Annotated in this window: 14 protein-coding genes; 2 read left to right on the top strand and 12 right to left on the bottom strand. The window is 72.3% G+C overall.

What is annotated here, in order from left to right; genetic code table 11:
* The 10 genes from IEZ19_RS32125 to IEZ19_RS32080 all read right to left on the bottom strand — a co-directional run.
* The coding region (locus tag IEZ19_RS32125; RefSeq protein WP_308429034.1) for a carboxyl transferase domain-containing protein at window positions 1-468 on the bottom strand (468 nt) is incomplete at its 3' end.
* Window positions 469-515: 47 nt separating this feature from the next.
* A complete protein-coding gene (locus IEZ19_RS32120) occupies window positions 516-716 on the bottom strand; it encodes an acyl-CoA carboxylase subunit epsilon (RefSeq protein WP_189314815.1) in 201 nt (66 codons plus the stop codon).
* Between the two features lie 72 nt (window positions 717-788).
* On the bottom strand, window positions 789-2,837 hold the full coding sequence (locus tag IEZ19_RS32115; RefSeq protein ID WP_189314814.1) for a condensation domain-containing protein: 2,049 nt from the start codon (window positions 2,835-2,837) through the stop codon (window positions 789-791).
* Entirely contained in the window at window positions 2,834-3,235 is a 402-nt protein-coding gene (locus IEZ19_RS32110; protein WP_189314813.1) for a hypothetical protein, read from the bottom strand. The genes IEZ19_RS32115 and IEZ19_RS32110 overlap by 4 nt, the downstream gene beginning before the upstream one ends.
* 155 nt (window positions 3,236-3,390) lie before the next feature.
* On the bottom strand, window positions 3,391-4,263 hold the full coding sequence (locus IEZ19_RS32105) for a 4'-phosphopantetheinyl transferase family protein (RefSeq protein WP_189314812.1): 873 nt from the start codon (window positions 4,261-4,263) through the stop codon (window positions 3,391-3,393).
* The gene (locus IEZ19_RS32100; RefSeq protein WP_229841109.1) at window positions 4,260-5,621 is read right to left on the bottom strand and encodes an amino acid adenylation domain-containing protein; all 1,362 of its coding nucleotides are present in this window, start codon (window positions 5,619-5,621) and stop codon (window positions 4,260-4,262) included. The genes IEZ19_RS32105 and IEZ19_RS32100 overlap by 4 nt, the downstream gene beginning before the upstream one ends.
* A 12-nt stretch (window positions 5,622-5,633) precedes the next feature.
* Window positions 5,634-6,581: an aromatase/cyclase gene (locus IEZ19_RS32095; protein WP_189314811.1), complete on the bottom strand. Its 948-nt coding sequence runs from the start codon at window positions 6,579-6,581 to the stop codon at window positions 5,634-5,636.
* 529 nt (window positions 6,582-7,110) lie between these two features.
* Window positions 7,111-7,932 carry an AfsR/SARP family transcriptional regulator gene (locus tag IEZ19_RS32090; RefSeq protein ID WP_189314810.1) on the bottom strand — a complete coding sequence of 274 codons (822 nt, stop codon included), beginning with the start codon at window positions 7,930-7,932 and terminating at the stop codon, window positions 7,111-7,113.
* A 362-nt stretch (window positions 7,933-8,294) separates the two neighbouring features.
* Entirely contained in the window at window positions 8,295-8,918 is a 624-nt protein-coding gene (locus IEZ19_RS32085) for a ScbR family autoregulator-binding transcription factor (protein WP_189314809.1), read from the bottom strand.
* 466 nt (window positions 8,919-9,384) lie between these two features.
* Complete coding sequence (locus IEZ19_RS32080) at window positions 9,385-10,071, bottom strand: ScbR family autoregulator-binding transcription factor (protein WP_189314808.1); 687 nt, start codon at window positions 10,069-10,071, stop codon at window positions 9,385-9,387.
* A 168-nt stretch (window positions 10,072-10,239) separates the two neighbouring features.
* On the opposite strand from IEZ19_RS32080, the gene IEZ19_RS32075 reads away from it, so the two are divergent.
* Window positions 10,240-11,217 carry an NAD-dependent epimerase/dehydratase family protein gene (locus IEZ19_RS32075; protein ID WP_189314807.1) on the top strand — a complete coding sequence of 326 codons (978 nt, stop codon included), beginning with the start codon at window positions 10,240-10,242 and terminating at the stop codon, window positions 11,215-11,217.
* Here the strand turns inward: IEZ19_RS32075 and IEZ19_RS32070 are convergent.
* A complete protein-coding gene (locus IEZ19_RS32070; protein ID WP_189314825.1) occupies window positions 11,158-12,456 on the bottom strand; it encodes a cytochrome P450 family protein in 1,299 nt (432 codons plus the stop codon). The two genes, IEZ19_RS32075 and IEZ19_RS32070, sit on opposite strands and share 60 nt — an antisense overlap.
* Before the next feature lie 1,317 nt (window positions 12,457-13,773).
* Between IEZ19_RS32070 and IEZ19_RS52730 the strand changes: the two genes are divergently transcribed.
* Complete coding sequence (locus IEZ19_RS52730; RefSeq protein ID WP_189314806.1) at window positions 13,774-15,096, top strand: ScbA/BarX family gamma-butyrolactone biosynthesis protein; 1,323 nt, start codon at window positions 13,774-13,776, stop codon at window positions 15,094-15,096.
* 171 nt (window positions 15,097-15,267) lie between these two features.
* Here IEZ19_RS52730 and IEZ19_RS32060 read toward each other — a convergent pair whose 3' ends face one another.
* Window positions 15,268-17,691, bottom strand: coding sequence for a SpoIIE family protein phosphatase (locus IEZ19_RS32060; protein WP_189314805.1), 2,424 nt, complete (start codon window positions 17,689-17,691; stop codon window positions 15,268-15,270).
* Window positions 17,692-17,992 lie beyond the last annotated feature (301 nt).

The raw sequence follows: 17,992 nt of genomic DNA, 5'->3' as shown, positions 1-17,992 counted from the left end.
GAGGGCGGACACGCCCTCCTGGATACGCGCGCCGGCCCCGTCGTTCAGCGACACCAGCGGTGCGCCGGCCGCGATGGCCATGTCCATGATCTTGTGGATCTTTGTGGCGTGGGCCTCGCCCAGCGCGCCGCCGAAGATGCGGAAGTCGTGGGCGTAGACGAAGACCGTGCGGCCCTCCACCGTGCCCCAGCCGGTGATGACACCGTCGGTGTACGGCTTCTTCGCCTCCAGGCCGAACCCGCTCGCCCGGTGCCGGCGCAACTGCTCGACCTCCTGGAAGGAGCCGGGGTCGAGGAGCAGCTCGATGCGCTCCCGGGCCGTCAGCTTGCCCTTGGCGTGCTGCGCCTCGGTCGCCTTCTGGCTCGGACCCGCCAGCGCCTGCGCCCGTAGCCCGTGCAGCTCCGCCACCCGGCCGCGGATGTCGGCGGGCCCGGTGGCGGCCGCGGCGGTGGCTGTCGTCGTTGACATGTGGTCAGGTTCCTTCCTGGAGCACCGAGATCCGCATCGGATCCGTGTCACTGCCAGCTGCGCGGGGCCCGGTAGGAGTGCGGCCTGCCCCACCAGCGGGAGCCGTTGACCGCGCGCTGCCGCGTGCGCTGCTGCGCCTGCTCGCTCAGCGCGAGCAGGACGACCGTGAGGGCGGCCAGTTCCTCCTCGCTCGCCCGGCCGCGCACGACGCGCAGCGCCACCGGCTGTCCTTGGTCCGTATCGGTCATGGCCCCTCCTCAGGCTCCCGGCCACCGTCGGACGGACCGCTCGAGAAGTGCTTCTTCCTCGCTCGAGAGCCGTCACGGGCCGCTCGCGCGCACCAGGAGCAGTCCCCGCGCGAGGGCCCGCGCGCTCTCGGCCGGGCCGCCCACCCCGGTCATGACCACGATCACGGAGGGGCCGGGGCCGGCCGGCCCGCGCCGGGCGATCTCGTGGGCGGCGCTGCCGCCCGGCCCGCAGCCGCCCAGGACGAGCCGCCGGTGGGGGGCGAGCATCTCGCGCAGCACCGGCAGCGACACGTCCGCCGCCTGCGTCATGCGCAGGGCCACGATCCGCTCGGGCCCGGGGTGGTCACGGGCGAGGACCTCGTAGGCGCCGGCCGGCACACCCGGCACGCCGATCAGGCAGATGACGTCCGCCCGCGCCTGCCCGTGCCGCAGCACGGCGAGGGCGAGGCCGTGCGGCGTGGCCGGGCGCGGCATCGCCCGGGGCACGCCGGAGGTGTTCAGCGCCTGAAGCACCGCCGCGACGCTGCTGTGCGCGTCCCGGTGGTCGGGCAGACAGCGCAGCAGGTGCACGCACTGCGACAGCGTCGCGGAGGCGTCGCTGTCCGCCAGGCTCGCGCGGTCGTACAGGCCCGTCAGCAGCAGCCCGCCGTCGGGGCCGTGCTGGGCGACGAGGCTGAAGGGGGCGGCCGTGTCACCGCCGGCGCCCTGCGGCACGTCCACCCGCACGCCCTGCTCCCGCAGTTCGGCCAGCAGGGCGCGCGGCAGCTCGGGCCGGCGGTCGAAGACGACGACGGTGTCGGCGAGGCCGGCGCCGTGCGGGCGGTCGGCGGGCCACCAGGAGTGCGCGATCAGGTCGAGCGCGCTGTCGCGCACCTCGTGCAGCAGGTCGGCCAGATCGGCCGCCGGGTCCACGGTGACGGTCATCGGCAGCGGGGTGCCGAGCAGTCCGGGAATGCCCGCGGCGCCCGGCACGGGGACGTCCCGCCCGGACATGTGCACACCGAAACTGACCGGCGCCGGCCCCACCGCGCCCGACGCCCGGTACAGCAGCAGGGCCCAGACCACGTGCAGCGCACTGCTCTCGCCGACGCCCCGCAGCGCCGCCCAGGACCGCAGCCGCGCGGTCTGCGCCGGCCGCAGCCGGCGCTGCAGCCGGCCGGGGCCGCTCTGCCCGGTGGGAGGCCCGCTGCGGCCGGGCCGGACGGCGGCCCCCGCAGCCGGCGCGGCGGCCGGGAAGAACCCGCGCGCGGCGTGGGTGTCCTGGCCGGCCAGCCAGCGGGCGTGGTCGCGGACGTCGGGACGCCGCTCGCCGCCGGGCAGGGTGCCGCCACTGACGTAGGCGCGCAGAAACTCGCGCAGCAGGAGATGGACACCGTGCTCGTCCAGCAGGGCGCGGTGGTAGGTCAGCAGCACCCGCACCGGCGGCCGTTGCGCCGCCGGCGGCCGTTCCGCCGGCGGCCGGTCCCAGGCCGCCGCATCCGGCGGCCCGTCCAGCAGGGCCACCCGCAGCAGGCCCGGCCGGTGCAGGTCGAAGCCCCGCGCCCGCTCCCGCTTGACCAGCTCGCCCCAGGTGACGGCGGCGTGCGCATGCCGCACGACCTCGATCCCGGCCCGGTCGTGCAGGACCAGACGGGGTGCGGCCGTCCAGTCGAACGACGCACGCAGGACGACCTCGCGGTCCGCGAGGGACTGCCAGGCCGTGGCGAAACGCATCATGTCCAGCGGCCCGGACCAGTTCCAGAAGAGCTGCTCGACCTGGCGGTCCGGCGCCTGGGCGGCGGCCGCCAGGATCAGCTCGCGCTGGTGGCCGGTGACCGGCACGACGCCCTCGATACCGGGCCGCAGGGTCACCACGTCGGCCAGCAGGGCGGCGGTGACCGGCTCCTGGCCGCGGTCGCCGGGGGCGGCCGGGAACAGGGTCAGGCGGTGCCGTCCGCCGTGGTCGCCGACGGTGACCGCGTACGCGCGGTGGCGTTCGGCGAGCCGGGCCGCCATGCTCTCCGCCTGCGCGGCGTCCAGCGGGCCGCACAGTTCCAGCACGACCGGGTAGCGAGGCGGGTGGCTGCCCGGCTCGTGGACCACGGCCAGGACGGTGTCCTCGGACAGGTGATGGCTGCTCATCCGGCGTCCCGGGCACCGAAACCCGCCGCCGCGGCGGACAGGACCAACTCCCCGCCCCCCTTCCCGGCTCGCCCGCCCCCGAGTTCGTATCGTTTCTGCACACCCCCGCGCCCGCCCGGACCCGCCCGGGCCACCACGGCCGGTCCGCACACCCGGCACACCACCGCCACCGGCATCCGCGGCCCGCACACCACCGATCCCGCCGACACCCGCATCCCGCGCGCCACGAGCACCGTGCCCGACCACGCCGCGGACACCGCCGCCGACCGCACCCCGCACACCACAAACGCCCTCCCCGACCCCACCCCGCACACCACCCCGACCACCGGCATCCGCGGCCCGCACACCACCGATCCCGCCGGCACCCGCGCCCGGTGCGGCGCCGGTCCCGCCGGCATCCGGGCCCGGTGCGGCGCCGGTCGCGTTGTCGTGCGGAGCCGCTGCGGCGGCTTCGCCGGTGTCGCTCCCGCGTGGCGTTGCCGGCGTGTTCCGTGGCGGGCCGTTCCTGTCCGGCGCCGCCGTCGCCTGTCTGCGGTGTCCGTCGTCATGCGGCTCAACTCCCCTGCCCTCCGCGGCCGGTTGCCCGTCCGGTGGGAGATCCGGGCCGGGCGGCGGGTGCCGGTGCCGTACGCGCCGTGTGCGGGGGCCGATGGGCGGTGCTCACCAGGTAGCGGCCCAGGACGACGTGGGTGTCGAACGCCCAGGCGGGACCGTCCGCCTGGGGCCCGGCCAGGGCGATGCGCCCCTCGGTGTCGCGGCAGAACCCGAACGCGGCGAAGCGGCGCCGCATGCCCTGGCCGAGGGCCTTGGTGTAGGCCTCCTTCAGTGTCCACAGCTCCAGCAGCCGCAGGGTGCGCTCGGCCTCGGGCAGCGCGGCGAGCGCGGCCGTCTCCTGCGGTGTGCACACGTATTCGCCCAGCAGTTCCAGCGGGGCGGGCCGGCCCACGGGTTCGGTGTCCACCCCGATCGGCCCGGTGCGGCTGAGGCCGACGACGATCAGGTCGTCGGTGTGTGCCAGGCTCACCCCGAGCTGATCGCCCAGCCCGCGCAGCCGGGGCTGTCCGCCGGGCCGGTAGGCGAGGTCGAGGGTGTCGGCGGGCATCTCCAGGACCGCTCCGGCGGCGTGTTTGACGACCGCGCGGGAGACGGCGAACCGCAGCCGGCCGGCCGCCGCCCGGGTCTGCCGGTAGCGCGGCCAGTCGTGCCCGAGCAGCGCCCGCAGCCCGGGGTCGAGCAGGGTGGCGGTGAGCCACTCGCCCCAGGTGGTGTGCACGACGGCGACCCCGCTGTCCTCGAGGTCGCCGGCCGCCTCCTCCCACGGCCCCTCGGGCCCGGCGACGTGCCGCGGCGGCGGGAGCGGCGCCCCGGCCGCACAAGGGGCCCCGGTCCGCTGCCCGTGGTCCTGGCCGTTCCCGCGCCCGCTCACCACAGCGTCTTCGTGGCGTACACGTCGCAGTCGAGACCGCGGCGGCCGCGCTCGGCCAGGTGCGCCCACACGCCGGTGCGCGGATCGGCCGGCAGCGGCGGCAGCGGCACGCCGAGGCGTTCGGTGACGCGGACGAGGGCGAGCAGGGCCCAGTCGGCCGCGGCCAGGAACGTGCCGTCCTGGGCCGCGCGGTGAACGCCGAGCACCGCGCCGGCCAGCAGCAGCAGGGCCTGACGGTCCGCCAGCGCCCACACGCCGGCGTCGGCCTCGACGGCGTCGGCGGCCGTAAGGGACGGCAGGTGCAGGGTGCGCCGCTCGGTGCGCAGGCGCCGGGCGAGACGGGCGAGCGCACCGTGTCCCTCGGCCGGACGGGCCGCCGCCGCGCCGGCCAGCGCGTCGGCCAGGACATGGTGACAGCCGGTGCCCGCGGGCAGCAGCCCGGCCGGTACGGCCACCGCCTCGCCGAGCCCGAACAGCACGCCGCCGGCGGCGGCCGGGACCTGCCCGGGGGCGGCCAGGTCGGGCAGGGCGGTGACCAGCCGGTCGCGGCACCCGGCCGCGCCGGGCCACCGCGCCGGGGCGGCGGCGAGGTCGGCGGTGAGCTTGGCGAGGGTGCGCTGCTGGAGGCTTGCGGGTGCGAGACCGCTCTCGTTCAGGACGAGTTCGAGGTCACCGAGGATGTCGGCCGCGAGCTGCGGGACGACATGGCCGACCGCGGCACCCAGCACGGCGGTGGCCTCGGCGGGCAGCACCAGACAGCGCAGCGCCACGGTCGTCAGGCTCTCGCAGGCCAGCAGGTCGGCGAAGGCGCCGGCGAGGGTGCCGTGCCACTGCCGGGCGGCGGGGTCGGCGCCCAGGCCGTCGACGATCCCCACGGCGGTGCGCAGCGCGCGGCCCGTCGCCGCGATCAACGCGAACGGCCCGAGCAGCGCGGCCAGTTCCGTCTCCCGCCCACCGGCCGCACGCAGGTCACCGCCCGGCCCGGACAGCGGGCGGGTGGCCCAGGTGTGGCCCAGGGCCAGGTCGCGGCACAACAGCGGACGCAGCACGCGGGCGAGTTCGGCGGCGCCGGTGAAGTGCCCGCCGGCCTCCGGCGCAAGGAACTCGGCGCGCAGGTCGGCGGGGGGCGGCGGCCCGTCGGGGCCGGTGAGGGCACTCAGCGCGGGCAGGCCGTAGCGGTTGGCGGGGTCGGCGGGGTCACCGAGCTGCGCCTCCAGCCGTACCGCGCGCAGCGCCATCCCGACCGGCGGCGGCAGCTCGGCGTACGCCCTCGCCAGATACGGCCGGCCGGCCGGGCGCGGCGCCCGGGCCGTGGGCAGGGTGCGTTCCCCGGTGGAATCGCCTCGGACCAGGGCCATGACGGGGCCTCCTCATCGCAGACGGCACACGGCGCTCTCCGCATGCCACTTGGCCAGGCCCAGCGCTTCGGTGCTCGCGCGGCCCAGCCACTCGCGTACCTGACGGCGGGCGTCGGCAAGGGTGGCGTCCTCACCCAGGGCCCGGGCGACGTCCTCCTGCCCGAGCAGGACGTGGTGGACGCAGCCGGCCCGCACCCCCGACTCGGTGGGCAGCAGGTACCACTCGCCGGCGTGCGCCGCGATCGGTCCGGGCACGCGGGTGTCCTTGAAGACGATCCGCCCGGCGTGCGGAAAGCACAGGCGTACGGCCTCGACCCTGGCCGGCTCGCCCGTCTGCCCGGCACAGGTGTCCATGACGGCCAGCTGCACACCGGGCTGGTCCTCGCTCACGCTCGTCCAGTCGACGTGCGGAACGGTCTCGGCCCACTCCCCGGCCCGGTAGAGGAAGTCGTAGACGAGTTCGGCGGGGCCGTTGACCAGCACACCGTCCTCGAAAGACAGCAGCAGCTCGTCGAACGTCTCCCACTGCTCGGCCACCCGGCGGACCCGCTCCAGCCGGCCGCGCACCTGCGCCTCCACCTCCCCCGCCGTCCCGGTTGATCCGTCCCGGGGCAGGTCCTGGCGCAGGGTGAGCAGGCACCGGCCGGTGTCCTGGGCCTCGACACTCCAGGCGCCGGCGGCCCAGGCCCCCGGACCCGGGGCATACCGCTGCTCGAACTCGATCACACGGGAGCGGGCATCCAGGACACGCCGGGTGCGCGAGGCACGGACACCGCCGCCCGTCACCTCCCACTCGCGCAGGTGCTCGGTGTCCCCGTCGAAGTCCAGCCGTTCGACATGGACGTGCGAGGACAGCAACACCGGCCACCGCGCGGCGTCGGCGAGCACGCCGTAGACGACACCGGCCGGGGCGGCCACCGGCACGGTGTGCCCCACCCGGTGCCCTCGCATCGACGACATGACTGGCCTCCTCCCGCATACGTGCTCAAAACTGCGCCGCGCGCCTTGAGCGGTACTCGAACAAGAGCGGAGACGGCCCACGGACCACACCCGCCCGCCCGGGCCCGAAGACCCAAGAAGACCCGAAGACCCGAGACCAGGCCCGAAGGCCCGAGACCAGGCCCGAAGGCCCGAGACCAGGGCCGAAGGCCGGAGGCCAGGAGGCCAGAGGTCTGAGACCAGGAGGTCCGGCAACCGAAGACCAGGGGCCGGAGGCCCGAGACCAGGCCCGGAGACCAGGAGGCCCGAGACCAGGAGGCCCGAGACCAGGAGGCCCGAGACCAGGAGGCCCGGAGGCCAAAGACCGGAAGCCCGGAGACCAGGAGGCCCGGGAACCGAAGACCCGAGACCAGGAACCGGAGACCCCAGGCCGGAGACCAGGGGCTGCTCCGGGGGCCGAAGACCCGAGACCAGGAACCGGAGACCCCAGGCCGGAGGCCAGGGGCTGCTCCGGGGGCCGGGGGTCCGCGGGGGCCGGGGTGGGGGCGGGTCAGCCGATGGCGGTGAGCCGGCCGGAGCCGGCAGCGGGCGGCACGCCCTCGGGCCCGGCCATGAGGATGGAACGCTGCAGCTTTCCCAGCGCGGTCGACGGCTCCAGGCCCAGCGTCCGTACGAGGGTGGCGCGCAGCCGCTGATAGGCATCCAGCGCCTCACCCCGCCGGCCGGAGCGGTACAGGGCCAGCATGTACTGACCGCACAGACTCTCGTGGGTGGGATACCGGCTGACCAGCACGGTCAGCTCGGCGAGCAGTTCACGGTGCCGGCCGAGCTTCAGATCGGCCTCGATGCGCTGGTCCAGCGCGCACAGCCGGCTCTCCTCGAGCCGTTTGACCTGCGTCTGCAGATGGACACCGGCCTGGACATCGGCGAGAGCGGGCCCGTTCCACAGCGCGAGCGCCTCACGCAGCAGGCGCGCGGCCTCCGGGTACTCCTCGGCGTCCATGGCCCGGTAGCCCATGCCCGCCAGCCGCTCGAACTCACGGACATCGCTGCTGCCCTGACCGCTCTTGAGGAGATAGCCGCCGGGAACGGTGAGTAAGACGTCCTTGGCGCTCCGGGTCTCCTCACCCTCCCCGGACCCGAGCGCGACGGTGATCAGCTCCCGCAGCTGCAGAATGTAGGTCTGCAGGGTGGGCCGGGCACTGCGCGGCGGTGCCGCACCCCAGAGCTCCTCGCTGAGCGTGTCCACGTGCACGACCTGGTCGGCACCGAGGGTGAGCAGCGCCAGCACCTGACGGGGCTTGGGCGCCGTCGGGGTGATCGAGACGCCCTTCTCCCGCACGGCGAGTGTGCCGAGTATGTCGATGTCCACGCCGTCTCCCCGTCACTGCTGGCTGCCCTGGAGCCGATTCCCGGCACCCCCGAGTAAAAAACAGCGCATGCGGTATGTCAATACCATACCGTTTCCCCTGCTTCGATTCGACCAGACCGCGAGACCCCCTCAAGTCGCCAGGGTATTACGGGAGATAGTGGACATCCCGAGCGAAAGTTTCGTAACCCCTCCAGAGAACCGGCCGCTTGACCTTTCCCATACCAGACCATGCGTGCTGTTTACCGGGGGGTGTGCGCCGGTCCCTCGAAGAGCTGTCCGCCGGTCCTCGAGGGGCTGTCCGCCGGCGCCCCGCCCGCGCACGGTTCACTGCCCGCCGCACGGCGCCCCGCCCGCCGCGCGGTTCACTCGGCGCCGGATGCGCCCGTCACCGCGCCCGTCGCCTGCTGGGGGGAGGCGGCCAGGCGCGGCAGGACGAAGGCCCAGAACTGCCCGGCGCGTTCCGGTGAGAGCCAGTCGTGCTCCCGGCTGCCGAGCGCCCCGAAGCCGACGGTGGCCGCGACGATCACCGCGGTGGCCCCCTCGGGCGAGACGTCGTCGGCCAGTTCCCCGGCCGCCCGCGCCTGGACGACGAGGTCGTGCACCCAGGTGCGCCACCAGCCCGGCAGCCCGGGCCCGTTCTTGCGCGAGGGATCGCTGCCCAGCCTGAAGCCCGCGCACACGACGGGGTCGGCGGCCATGGCGACGAGCAGTCCGGACGTGGCGTCCACCAGGGTCTCCAGCCAGGTGGCGGACGAGGACCGTGACCGCTCCACCGCCGAGCGCAGCACCTCCGCGGCCGCGTTCTCCACCTCCGTGGCCAGCAGGGCCTTGCTGGAGAAGTGGAAGTGCAGGGCGCCGGCACTCACGCCGGCCCGCGCGCTGATCGAGGGCAGCGAGGCCATGGCGTATCCGTCGGCGGCGAACACCTCGGCGGCCGCCTGAAGGAGGGCCCGGCGTGTGCGCGCCGCCCGAACCTGCTTGACCATCGCTCTCCTTTCGGGTGCCGGGCCGCTCACGCCGCAGGCGTGCCCGCCGCGGGCGTGCCCGCCGCGGGCGTGCCCGCCGCGGGCCGCACGTCACCCCGTGCCCGGCCGCGCGCCGGCCCCCTCCCACTTAACCGCATAGCGGGTCTGTTTCTCCGGTGCCGGGCCCGTCCGGGGCGCTGCGGTCAAGCAGGTCTCCAGGCGGACTCCGGCAGGCCACCCCTCCCGCGCCCCTCCCGCGCCCGGCACGGCCCGCCCACGGCGGACGGTCGGCTCACCCGCATCGGCACAAACCGTCCGGGGAAGGTCGCGTGCAGGGGGGCCGGTCCGGGGAAGGTCTCGTGCCGGCAGGCCGCCCGCCCGGTCCGCGCCCGCCGGCCGGCTGCGGGGGCGCCCCGGCCCCGGCCCGCGGTCATCACTCCCCGCCGCCCCGCCCCGCGCCGCACCCCGCCGGCCGGCGGCGGCGGGTTCAGCCGGCGGCGGGAACGGCGTCCTCCTCGGCGGCGGCCGTCTCCCGGGTGAACCGCTCGCTCTCCTCGCCGACCTCCCGCGCCCGCCCGGCGCTGATGAGGAGTCTGCCCAGCACCGCGGGCACCGCCACCGAGGGCAGCAGGTGGGTGAAGAGCTGGGCGATGCGCTCCTCCAGGTCGCTGCGGCGGGCGGTGTTGTGGGAGTAGACCTGCACGCCGGTCCAGGCGGCGGAGAAGATCCACGCGCTCTCGGCGGGGTCGACGTGCGGCAGGAGCTCGCCCTGCGCCTTGGCCTCCGTCAGCAGCTTCTCCGTCGCCCCTATCCACCCGCCGATCAGCTGGGGACCGAGCTGCATGCCCATCTCCCCCTCCAGGGAGAGCCGGGCAGCGCCGCTGACGAGCGGATCACGCCGCATCCGGTACGCGGTCAGCAGCCCGACGTCGACCAGTTCCTGGAGCTTGCAGGTCCTCGGCGGCAGGGCGAGTACGGTGAACTGCTCGGTGAACACGCCCTCGGCGAGCGCCTGCTTGGAGGGGAAGTGGAAGTACAGCGCGCCCTTGGTGACGCCCGCGCGGGCGAGGATCTCACCGATCGTGGCGGCTTCGTAGCCGCGCTCGTCGAACACGGACGCCGCGGCCTTCAAGATCGCGTGCCGGGTGCGGATCGCACGCTCCTGCTGTGCCACGGGCCCCTCCAACTGTCGTCACTCGGTGAACGTTGCGCGTTCACCTAATCTTGCACCCCCTCTGGAAACCAAACCAGCTAGTCCGTATTTTCACAACCTGGGCGGCGGCACGAAGTGGTGTCCCCGGCCGAATCACGTCCGTCCACGACACCCCCGGGAGGCCCTCGGATGGCGCGGCGCATCCTCATCACCGGAGCAAGCGGCTTCATCGGCCGGCACGTCGCCCGTGCCGCGCTCGCCCGGCAAGACCTCGCCGTCCGGCTCGTGACGCACACCGGCACGCCGGACGGCCATCCCCCCCACCGCGCGGAGCACGTCCGCGCGGACCTGCGGGAGATCTCCTCCCTGCGGGGCCTGTGCCGCGGCGTGGACACCGTGGTGCACTGCGCCTCGCTCATCACCGGCGACGACGCGAGCCTCGAGGCCGTCAACGACCGCGGCACCCGGGCCCTGGTGGCCGACGCACAACGGCACGGAATCCGCCGCGTGGTGTATGTGAGCACCGCCGCCGTCTACGGCCCCGGCCCCTTCCGGCGGGCCGGCGCGCAGGCCCTGGCCGTACGGCCGCACTCCGCCACCAGCCGTACCCGCGCCGCCGCCGAACGCCACGTCCTCGAAGCGGGAGGAACCGTCCTGCGTCCCCACCTCGTCTACGGGACGGGCGACACCTGGGTGATACCCGGCCTCGCCCTGCTACTGGGACACCTGGGCGCCGCCGTCGAGACCAACACCCTGCACTCGGCCGTCGAGGCGGACGCACTCGCCCGGGCGGCGCTGGCCGCCGCACTGGCCGACACCGACCTCGCCGGGGCACACCACGTCAACCACCCCCGCCCCGTGCACGCCACCGACCTGATGGCCGCGGCGCTCACACACCTCGCACTGCCCGCCCGCCGCCCGCTGAGCACCACCCAGGCCGCCGCCCGCCTGACACAGACCCCCCGGGCGGCACACCACCTCGGCATGCTCACCACCGACCACTGGTTCGACAGCGAGCCGATCTGGCAGCTGCTGAACCTCGACACCGGCCCCGACCCCCTCACCGGACTGGCCCGCCACGCACCCTGGTACGAGCAGCAACTGCGCTCACACCCCCGCCCCCGCCCCCTCCCCGGCACCGGCACCGGCACCGGAACCGGGCGCTGAACGGGGCGCACCCAGCAGCAGGGGCAGCTCCCGGTGCCCGTTGGAGATGAACGACTCCAACGGGCGCAGCTGCCCGGCGGGAACAGCCAGCCGCACATCGGGAAACCGCCCGAACAAAGCGCGCAGGGCGATCTCCGCCTCCAGACGGGCCAGCGGCGCCCCCACACAAAAGTGCACCCCGTGCCCGAAGGAGACATGCTCACGACGCGTGGCCCGGGTGACGTCGAACCGGTCCGCGTCCGCGCCGTGCACCGCACGGTCACGGCCGGCACCCGCGAAGGAGATGACCATCGCCTCCCCCTTGCCGATCACAACATCCCCGACGGCCAGATCCTCCACCGCATAGCGCAGCAGACCGCTCGCACCCGGCGCCTGAACCCGCAGCGTCTCCTCCACCGCATCCGCCCACGAGGCACGCCCGGCCCGCACATGCGCCAGCTGCGCGGGATGACTCAGCAGCAGAGCCACCGCATTGTCCAGGAGATTGACCGTGGTCTCATACCCCGCGGTGAACAACAGGATCAGATTGTCCACCAGCTCCTTCTCACCCAGCCGCCTCCCCCCCTCCCCGTCCCGCACCGCGATCAGACCACTGGTGAGATCATCCCCGGGCCTCACCCGCTTGTACGCGACCAGCTCCCCCATCGTCCGGTACAGATCCAGCTGATTCTGCCGCGCAGCCTCCACCGTGGCCGCCGTCTCGAAAAAACCCGCAATGATCTTCTCCAGCGCCACCCGGAACTCCCCCGGAATACCAAAGAGATCAATCAACACCTGCGTCGGCAGACCATGCGCAAAACAACGACGGAAATCCACCGGCACACCCCCCTCCACCGCCGCCAGCCCATCCAGCAGACCACCCGTGATCTCCTCGATCCGCGGCCCCAGCCGGGCAATACGCCGCGGCGTGAACGCCGACGCCACCAAACGACGCAGCCGACGATGCTCACCCCCATAAGCAGTGACCATGTTCTGCACCGACACCCAGATCGCCAACGGCCACTGCCCCGACACCTCACCCTCGATCCACGCCGGCCAGTGCCGATAAGCATCCTTCGACACCCGCGGATCCCCAAGCAACCCCCTCACCACCTCATAACCCGTCACAAACCACGCCTCAACCCCCCCAGGCAACACCACCCGACTCACCGGACCCCCCTCACCCAGACGAGCCGCCTCCCCATGAACATCCCGACCCAACGGATCAATCACAAACGGACACCCCAGCCGACCAGACATCAACCAACCCCCAAACACGAACACGAACACGAACACGGACACGGACACGGACACAGACACAGACCGGACACGGATGACCGGACCAGACACAGAACACAGAACCCGGAACCGGAACCGACCCGGCACACGGAACACCCGAGCCCGGGACCCGGAACCCGGGACCCGGGACCCCGGACTCGGAACACGGAACCGGACACGGGACCCCGGACTCGGACTCGGACCCGAACCCGGACCCGGACCCGGACAAGGGACCCCGGAAGCTCGGACACGGAACCGGACCCGGGACCCGGGACCCGGGACCCGGGAACTCGGACCACTCGGACTCGGACAAGGGACACGGGACCCGGACCCGGAACACGGACCCGGACTCCGACCTCGGAAAGGGACCCCAGACCCGGACCCGGACTTGGACCCGGACTTAGACCCGGAACACGGACTCGGAACACGGACTCGGACTCCGACCTCGGAAAGGGACCCCGGACCCGGACCGGAACCCGGACCGGAACCCCGGACCCGGACTAGGGCCCCAGACTCGGACCCGGAACACGGACTCGGACTCCGACCTCGGAAAGGGACCCCGGACTCGGGAACTGGGACACGGAACCGGACACGGGACCCGGGACCCGGGACCCCGGAACTCGGACCACTCGGACTCGGACAAGGGACACGGGACCCTGGACTCGAACTCGGACAAGGAACCCCTGACTCGGGATCCCGGACCCGGGACCCGGACCCCGGAACACGGGACACGGGACCCGGACCCGGAACACGGACCCGGACTCGGACAAGGGACCCCAGACCCGGACCCGGACTTGGACCCGGACTTAGACCCGGAACACGGACTCGGAACACGGACTCGGACTCCGACCTCGGAAAGGGACCACGGACTCGGGAACTGGGACACGGAACCGGACACGGGACCCGGGACCCGGGACCCCGGAACTCGGACGACTCGGACTCGGACAAGGGACTCGGGACTCGGACATGCACGGACTCGGACACCACACCAGCCCAGTACAAACCGCACAGCTGGTTTTGATCACGGCGCCACCGGCCCACCGGACACCAGGACCACCCCCCGCCCGGCAGCACCACCCACCCCACCCCGCAGAAGAACACCACCGAGTGGAATGACCCCCACCGCTTCCATCTGCGATCACCCCGCAACCGGAGACAGACCGCCACCGCTCCGGCACCACCCGCCCCCCGGGGACGATTCCCACCCACAAACATACCGGGAAGCCTTGAAAAGAAAACCGGTAGGTTCGTATCTTATGGTCCGCACTGGTCCCACATCGGCAACGAGCGGAGATCCAGATGACCGTCCCGACCCTCCGGAAGCACCGCCCGGACACAAGAACACCCGACACCGGCCCCGCCCCGGCCACGGCCCACCCCACCACCAGCCCCGCAACCAGCACCAGCACCGAACCCGCCACCAGCACCGGCACCACGACCGGCACCGCCACCGGCACCAGCACCACCACCACCGCGACCAGGACCGAGACCAGGACCGAGACCACGACCGGCACCACCACCGCGACCGGCACCGGCCCCGCCACCGGGACCGGGACCACGACCGGCCACGCCACTGCCACCGCGACCGGCACCCGCCCCGCCACCGGGATCGCAACCCCCACCGGCACCGCGACCTCGACCGGGGCCGCGACCTCGACCGGGGCCGCGACCTCGACCGGAGCCGGCACCGGAGCCTGGACCGGGCTCCTGCCCCCGCTGACCACCACAGTCCCCCGCGAATACGTCCACCGCTCCTCCCACGCCGAGGTGTTCCTCACCGGCTACGAGAAACTCACCCCCACCCGCTACACCCTCACCGCCCAATGGCCCCGCGCCCACACCTTCTTCACCACACCCGACGGCACCCACCACGACCCCCTCCAAGCCGCAGAAACCCTCCGCCAGACCGGACTCTTCCTCGCCCACGCCGCCCTCGGCGTCCCCCTCGGCCACCACTTCCTCATGTGGGACCTCAACCTCACCACCCACCCCGACCGCATGACCATCGGCACCACACCCAGCAACCTCACCCTCACCGCCGACGTCACCGACACCACCCGACACCGCACCACCCGACACCGCACACGCCTGACCGAATTCAACCTCGACATCACCATCCACCACGCCGGCACACCCTGGGCCACCGGCGCAGGACACTTCACCTGCCTCCCCCCCACCACCTACCAACGACTACGCCACCACACCCCCACCACCCCCCACCCCCAACCCCACCCCCAACCCCGCGCCCACCCCCACACCGTCGGCAAAACCCACCCCCACGACGTCGTCCTCTCCCCCACCCACCACCCCAACCACTGGCACCTCAACCCCGACCCCACCCACCCCATCCTCTTCGACCACACCACCGACCACTACCCCGGCATGGTCCTCATCGAAGCCGCACGCCAAGCCGCCACCGCCCTCCTCCACCCCACCCCCACCACCACCACCCACCTCACCATCGACTTCCACCACTACGCCGAACACCACACCCCCACCCTCATCCACGCCACCCTCCCCCCCACCAAACACACCAACCCCACCCCCATCCACATCACCGCCCACCAACACCACCACACCATCTTCACCGCACTCATCCACACCACACCCCACCCCCACTAACCCACCACCCACCACCCACCACCCACCCACACCCACACCCACACCCCACCAACCCCCCACCCCAACCCCCCACTCAAACCCACCAACACACACCACCCACCAAACTTCCCGCCCCCGGTACCGAACGGGACCGCTTCCGGCGTAGTCCTGGGCCGGCCGCACCATTTCGCATCAGGCGAGGGCGAGGGATGCCAGGCAAGCAAGTCGGTCTGCTTTGATGTCCTGTTCGCACCAGATGGTCTTTCCACGCCGCGCGTGGCGTGTTCCCCATTTCTGAGTCAGCTGGGCGACCAGAAGAAGGCCCCTCCCTCCTTCGTCGGAGAGAAGTGCCCGTCGCATGTAGGGCGACGTGCTGCTTGCGTCGGAAACCTCGCAGATGAGGGTGTCGTCATGGATCAGGCGCAGTTGGACAGGGGCGCGTCCGTATCGGATGGCGTTGGTGACGAGCTCGCTGACCACCAGTTCGGTGACGAAGCCGAATTCGGCAAGCCCCCAGTCCTCGAGGCGCTGGAGGGCCCACGAGCGGGCGCTGGAGACGAACGCTCCTTCCACTGGGACATCGAGAACGGCGACCTGGTCGGGGTTGAGGACATGCGTACGAGCCAGGAGGAGGGCGGCATCGTCCGCCGGACGCGCAGGGAGCAGACGTCGAAGGACCTCATCGCAGAGCCCCTCGAGCGAGGGCATGGGAGTCAGCAGCGACTCGCGCAGTTCCTCAAGGGCGTGATCGATGTCGCGGCCGCGCATGTTGAGGACGCCATCGGAGTAGAACGCCAGCAGCGTCCCTTCGGTCAGGGACAGCTCGCCGCATTCGAACGGCAGACCGCCGATACCGAGAGGAGGGCCGATGGGGATGTCGAGGAAGGTTGCCGTGCCGTCGGGCTGGACCATGGCGGGGGGCGGATGTCCGGCGCATGCGATCGAGCACAGCTGTGAGGTCGGATCGTAGACGGCATAGATGCAGGTGGCGCCCAAGTCACCGCTCTGGTCCGGGTTTTCGTTCTCTTCACGCAAGCGGGTGAGGACGTCGTCGAGGTGAGTGAGGAGCTCTTCGGGCGGGAGATCCACATCGGCCAGGGTCCGTACGGCTGTGCGCAGTCGACCCATGGTTGCCGCGGCGTTGATACCGTGGCCGACCACATCGCCGACGACCAGTGCGACGCGCTGACCCGACAGAGGAATGGCATCGAACCAGTCGCCCCCGATTCCGGACCGGGTGTCGGAGGGCAGGTAGCGACTCGCGATCTCGACCGCGGCCTGGCGCGGCAGTGTCCGTGGCAGCAGACTCCGCTGGAGAGTGAGCGCAGCAGCGCGCTCACGTGTGTAGCGTCGTGCGTTGTCCAGGCAGACAGCGGCCCGCGAAACGAGCTCTTCGGCAAGGAGCCGGTCCTCGTCGGTGAAGATGTCGGGTTCCTTCTTCAACAGGATGGCAACGCCGAGGATCGCCCCTCGTGCCGCGATGGGAACCACCAAGACGGAGTGCCACCTGTACTTACGGAATCTGGCCGCACGCTCGGGGTCTTCGGCGAGCCAGGCACGTGTGGCCTTATCGGCCGTGGCGAGCACGACCGACCGGACCTCCGCCATGGACCGGACAGGAGGCGAGTGGGCGGGGTAGAAGACGATTTCCCCAAGCTGTCTGGTGGTCTCCGGAGCGCCTTTCCGGAAGGATTTGAACGCGGCCCGAGAGAGCGCGACACGGCCGGTGAAAGGCCCTGGCTCCTCGCCGTGCAGCATGCTCTCCAGCAGATCGATGTTGGCCCAGTCAGCCAGCCGAGGACACAAGACGTCAGCCAGTTCGTGAGCTGTGGTCAGTACGTCGAGCGTGCTGCCGATCGTCGTGCTTGCCTCGTTCAGGAGTACCAGCCGCTCCCGGGCTCGCTGCCGCTCGCTGATGTCCGATACCGCGGCGCAGATACCGATCGTGCGGCCGGAAGCGGTGAACAAGGGACTGGCCGATGTGAGATACACACGGTCCCGTTCCGAGGCTGCCACTACATGTGCTGGCACCTCGCGGTCGGGCACCTCAGACCCTCGCTCGACGGCCTGCCGTAGTTCCTCCTCCCATTCGACTCCGGCAGAGCCAGGAAGGAGTTGCGACGGTCGCATACCGCGGCGCTCCACTTCCGGTACCCCGATCACCCTGGTCATGGCCGCGTTCTGCCGCAGGAGCCGTAGATCGGCGTCATAGACGCTCAGTGCAACGGGCGCCCGGTCGAAGAGCCATCGCAGAAGCGCCTGATCGGTCTCGTCATCGTGGTGCACAGCGCTGACAGGCGCCAGGTGGACGATCCGGAGTCCGTGACAGGGGACGGTCGCGGTCGCCTTGCAGGTGTGCGCGGAGAGTGACCGCTTCTTGCCGGATGCCAGGACGACCTCAAGGGTGCCGACCCATTCCCCCTCCGTCCGCAGAGCACCCAAGAAGGCTGGTGCCGGAAGAAGATCATTGAGATGCCGGCCGAGGACGTGGCTCGGCGAGTAGCCCAGCAGGGATTCAGCAGCCTCGGTCCACAGGGTGATACGACCTTGCCCATCGACAGCAATGAGCGCGCCCTGGGCTTCCACCGCCGGACGCGACTCGTCATACGCGCTCATCACGCTGCTCCATCCAGGCCTGCCGTGGATGAGATGACCACTCCGCCCAGCCTGATGAATCCAGCATGCTCCTGTGGCGGCGGCAAAGCCAAGTGCCGACCGAGCCAGTCCCGCCCCACTCGCCGACTCTCAGACGCTCAACAGTTCGCCGGCGGCTTCCTCACGGCCCCGCGGAGCCCGTGGCCACTCGTCAACACGTGTCCACCAATATTGCCGAGGCGTGCCGGGACAGCGCGGCAGGAGGTGAACACCGGCCCTCCAGGCATCAGCGTGGCATCCTTGTGTTTCCGGCGGACGAAGC

The sequence above is a fragment of the Streptomyces brasiliensis genome (assembly GCF_014647875.1).
Lineage (GTDB): Bacteria > Actinomycetota > Actinomycetes > Streptomycetales > Streptomycetaceae > Streptomyces > Streptomyces brasiliensis.
The sequence above is the reverse complement of the archived record's forward strand: the minus strand, read 5'-3'. Positions and strand labels throughout refer to the sequence as shown.